Origin of the sequence: Mesorhizobium sp. M7A.F.Ca.CA.004.04.2.1 (genome assembly GCF_004022825.1) — a bacterium.
GTDB lineage: Bacteria > Pseudomonadota > Alphaproteobacteria > Rhizobiales > Rhizobiaceae > Mesorhizobium.
In genome coordinates, this window is the sequence record NZ_RZPH01000597.1 from 1 (window position 1) to 3,781 (window position 3,781).

Annotated in this window: 4 protein-coding genes; all 4 read right to left on the minus strand. The window is 64.5% G+C overall.

The window, feature by feature from the left end; translation table 11 throughout:
* On the minus strand, positions 1-608 hold a 608-nt coding region (locus EN893_RS23380), incomplete at its 3' end, for an ABC transporter substrate-binding protein (RefSeq protein WP_164901045.1).
* Between the two features lie 63 nt (positions 609-671).
* The gene (locus tag EN893_RS23385; protein WP_127266431.1) at positions 672-1,490 is read right to left on the minus strand and encodes an SDR family NAD(P)-dependent oxidoreductase; all 819 of its coding nucleotides are present in this window, start codon (positions 1,488-1,490) and stop codon (positions 672-674) included.
* Entirely contained in the window at positions 1,490-2,380 is an 891-nt protein-coding gene (locus EN893_RS23390; protein ID WP_127266432.1) for an intradiol ring-cleavage dioxygenase, read from the minus strand. Before EN893_RS23390 ends, EN893_RS23385 begins: the two co-directional genes overlap by 1 nt.
* A 10-nt stretch (positions 2,381-2,390) precedes the next feature.
* Positions 2,391-3,781: FAD-dependent monooxygenase (locus tag EN893_RS23395; protein WP_128361806.1), on the minus strand; the 1,391-nt coding region annotated here is incomplete at its 5' end.

Here is a 3,781-nt window from a genome sequence, read left to right on the forward strand (position 1 = left end):
TCGATGTTCTGGGGGAACAGCATCCCGACCTTCTTGTTGGTCTCCAGATGGTTCCAGAGCCCGACGAAGGTGTTCAACGCCTCGTCGAGGCCCCAGAAGAAATGATAGGTCCAGTCGAAGGTCTGCTTGCCGCCGCCGCGCGGCATGATCACCGCTTGCCAGGGAGCGCCCGAGGAAATGCAGGGCGTTTCATAAAGCTCGGCCTGCTCGGCCGCGGGCAGGATCGTGTCGGTGGTCGAGGCCGGCACGAGCAGATGCACCTCGTCGTTCAGGATCAGATTGCCGGCGATTTCCGATGCCTTGTTCGGATTGGACTGGCTGTCGCGGTCAAGAATCTCGATTTCGTAGGTATTGCCGTCGGCGCATTGCAGTTGGCCGCCGAGCAGGGCGCGGATCTTCTGCAAGGTGTAGCCATCCGTTTCACCAAACAGGGCGAGCGGTCCGGTCGTCGGGCTGAGATAGCCGAGCTTGATCTTTCCCGCCGTCGCGGCGCGCACATAGGCCGGCATGCCAAGCGTGCTGGCGGCAAGGCCGGCTCCAATCCCCTTCAGGACGCTTCGGCGGCTGGGCCGCAAGCCCGATTTCACCAGTCTGTTGTAGTAGCTCATCGTCGGTTCCTCCCTGGGTTAAGTTTCTCCGGCCCACGGGACCGGTCTCAGTTCAAAGCGGCTTCAGGTCATCCTCAGCAGTGAGCCGCCATCGATTACGATCAGCGAGCCCGTGACGTAAGACGCGGCCGGCGACGCCAGATAAAGCGCCAGGCCCTTGATCTCTTCCGGGTCGCCGATCCGACCGAGCAGCGACTGGGCCTCGAAGGCCTTGCGGTCCGCCGGATTGCGCAGCCGGCCGCCGGCGATGTTGGTGATGAACGGTCCGGGCAGGATGGCATTGATGCGGATGTTGTAGGCGCCAAGCTCCATCGCCATGTGGCGAACGAGATGGTTCACCGCGGCCTTGGCGGGCATGTAGGGCGTGCCCACGATGCTCTCGTTGATCAGCGATGCAATGGACGACGTGACGATGATCTGGCCGCCGCCATTCGGCTTCATGTGCCGGACGGCATGCTTGATCGTGGTGTAGACCGAGGTCAGGTTGATCTCCATCACCTTGTCCCAGTGCTCGTCGGGCAGGTTCTCGATGGCGCCCTCGGGGTTCCTTTCGCCCGTCGGGGTGTTGAAGCCCGGCCCGGCATCGATCCCGGCATTGGCGAACACGACATCGATCGAGCCCGCCTTCCCGGCGACCTTGTCGAAGGCTGCGGCCATGGCCGCGCGGTCGCCGACATTGACAACCTGGCCCCAGACATCGCCACCCACCGCCCTGATCGCGGCCACGGTCGTGTCAAGCCCGGCAGGGTTCAGGTCGAAGATACAGACCTTCGCCCCGTGCTCGGCCATGATCTCGGCATAGGCCTGCCCGATGCCGCTGGCGCCCCCGGTGACGATCACCGACTTGCCTCTGACATCGAACATCTTTTCAAGTGCGGCCATCAGTTTCCTCCCTTGTGCGACAGCACGAAATCGAACTCCACGTCGTAGAACGGGGCCGCAACCTCGACCCTGGCGGCAGCTTCGGCGTCCTCGATCTTGCGGAATTCGGCGAGCAGGCTCTTCTTCACGCCGAAGACGGCATCTGAATCGATGTACGGGTCGTCCGGGTCGAAGATGTGCGTGGTCAGCGCTTCGAAGCCCTCGGCCTCGACGATGTAGTGGAGATGCGCCGGACGATTGGGGTGACGCCCCAGGGCGCCCAGCAGCTTGCCGACCGGGCCATCATCCGGGATCGGGTAGTATTTGGGCTTCACGCCGCGGAACCAGTAGCGCCCGTCCGCGCCGGTGCGGAAGACGCCGCGCAGGTTGAAGTCGGGTTGGATGCCCTTCTGCTGCACGTCGTAGAAGCCCTCGTCATTGGCCTGCCAGACGTCGATCTTGGCGCCTGCGATCGGCTTGCCCTCGGTATCGAGGATGCGGCCATGCACGAACATGGGCTCGCCCTTCTGGTCGAGGCAGATGTTCGAGCCCATCGGCAGTTCGGGCGCATCGGCGACGTGGAAGGGTCCCAGCACCGTCGATTCCGAGGCGCCCGACGGCTTGCGGTTGTTGATCGCATCGACCAGCATCGAGACACCGAGAACATCCGACAGCAGGATGTATTCCTGCCGCCACTCGTTGCAGATCTGGCCTGTCCGCGTCAGGAACATGATCGCGCCGAACCATTCCTCCTGTGTCGGCTCGATCTCCTTCACCGCCTCGTGCAGCTTGCGGGTGATGACCTCCATCACCTCTTTGAGTCGCTCGTCCTTGGCGTTCCTGTTCCGCGCCACCACGACCTCGGCCGAGTTCGCTTCGGTGAAATAGCCGGATTCGTGTTCGTCGATCATGCGATCCTCCTCAGCGCGCCAGAACGGATTTGAAGACCCGGCGCAGTTCGGCCGCCGGATCGGCCGCCAGCGTTTCGGAACGCCAGGCAACATGATGGTCGGGACGAACGATCAGGCAGCCGTTGTCGCGGATCTCCCGCGCGCCGGCCCAGTCGCCGGTATGATCCTCGATCGCGCGACGCGGGCCGATCACATGGCTGCGGATCGGCAGACCGAGTTCCGCGCCCACCGTCTCCGCCGCTGCGACCCACGCCTCGCCGCCAATGCCGGTCAACAGCGTGAACTCGCCATGCCCGCAAAGATCGAGCGTCGAGACTTTCCTGCCGGAGCGCTCGAAGACCCAGACATGCGGCAAGCGCGCACCGGGCCACGTTGTCGGCGCATAATGCAGCTCGCGATCCTTCTCGAAAGGCGGCTCGCGCTGGCCGTCGGTCACCACCGCGCCGGAGGCATAGCGCTGGTTCATCTCGACGCCATGGGCGTCGAACTCGTACTTCTTGAAGGCGATGGCCTTGCGGAGCGCCTCGCGCTGCGCTTCGGCGACGGGCGTCGCATCGGCGCGAGCCTCCATGTTCCTGTGGATCTTGTCGTGATCCACGCCGCCGTCCATGCCGAGCGCCTCGAAGATCGGTCCGAATTCGGCGATGGACTGGTTCGCCCGTGTCACGATCTGGCGCGCGATCGGTGCGCGCTCGGCCGAGAAGCTGTCCAGAAGCCCGACCCCCGCCTGCCCCTTGACGACCTTGGCAAGCTTCCAGGCGAGGTTGAACCCGTCCTGGATCGATGTGTTCGAGCCGAGCCCGTTCGAGGGCGGATGCCGGTGCGCGGCATCGCCCATGATGAACACCCGCCCCTTCTGCATGTGCGTGGCGAAGCAGTTGTTCACGGTCCAGGTGTTGGCGCCCAGGAGCTCGATCTCGAGCGCGGGATCTCCGACCAGTTGACGCGCGACGCTGGTGGCCAGTTCCGGCGTCACTTCAGGCGGCGGCTGGTTGATGTCGTAGCCCCAGACGATCAGCCATTCGTCCCACGGCCGCACCATGCGCACGAGACCCATGCCGATGCCGCCGACGTCGGCGCCGGGCTGCATGACCCAGTAGAGGACGCTCGGCCGGTGGGCGACATATTTCGAGAGATCAGCCCTGAACAGGATGTTCATCGAGCCGCCAACGCCCATCTTGCCCTCGAGCGGCAGGCCCAGATGCTCGGCCACCAGCGAGTTGCCGCCGTCGGCGCCGACGAGGAACTTCGACCGCACGGTGAAATCCTTGCCCGACAGCCGATCGTGGCAGGTCGTGGTCACGCCGTCCGCATCCTGGACATGGCTGACATATTCCGTGCTCATGCGGGCCTGCGTGCCGCGGGCGCAGGCCGACTTGAACAGGATCGGCTCCATGAAGG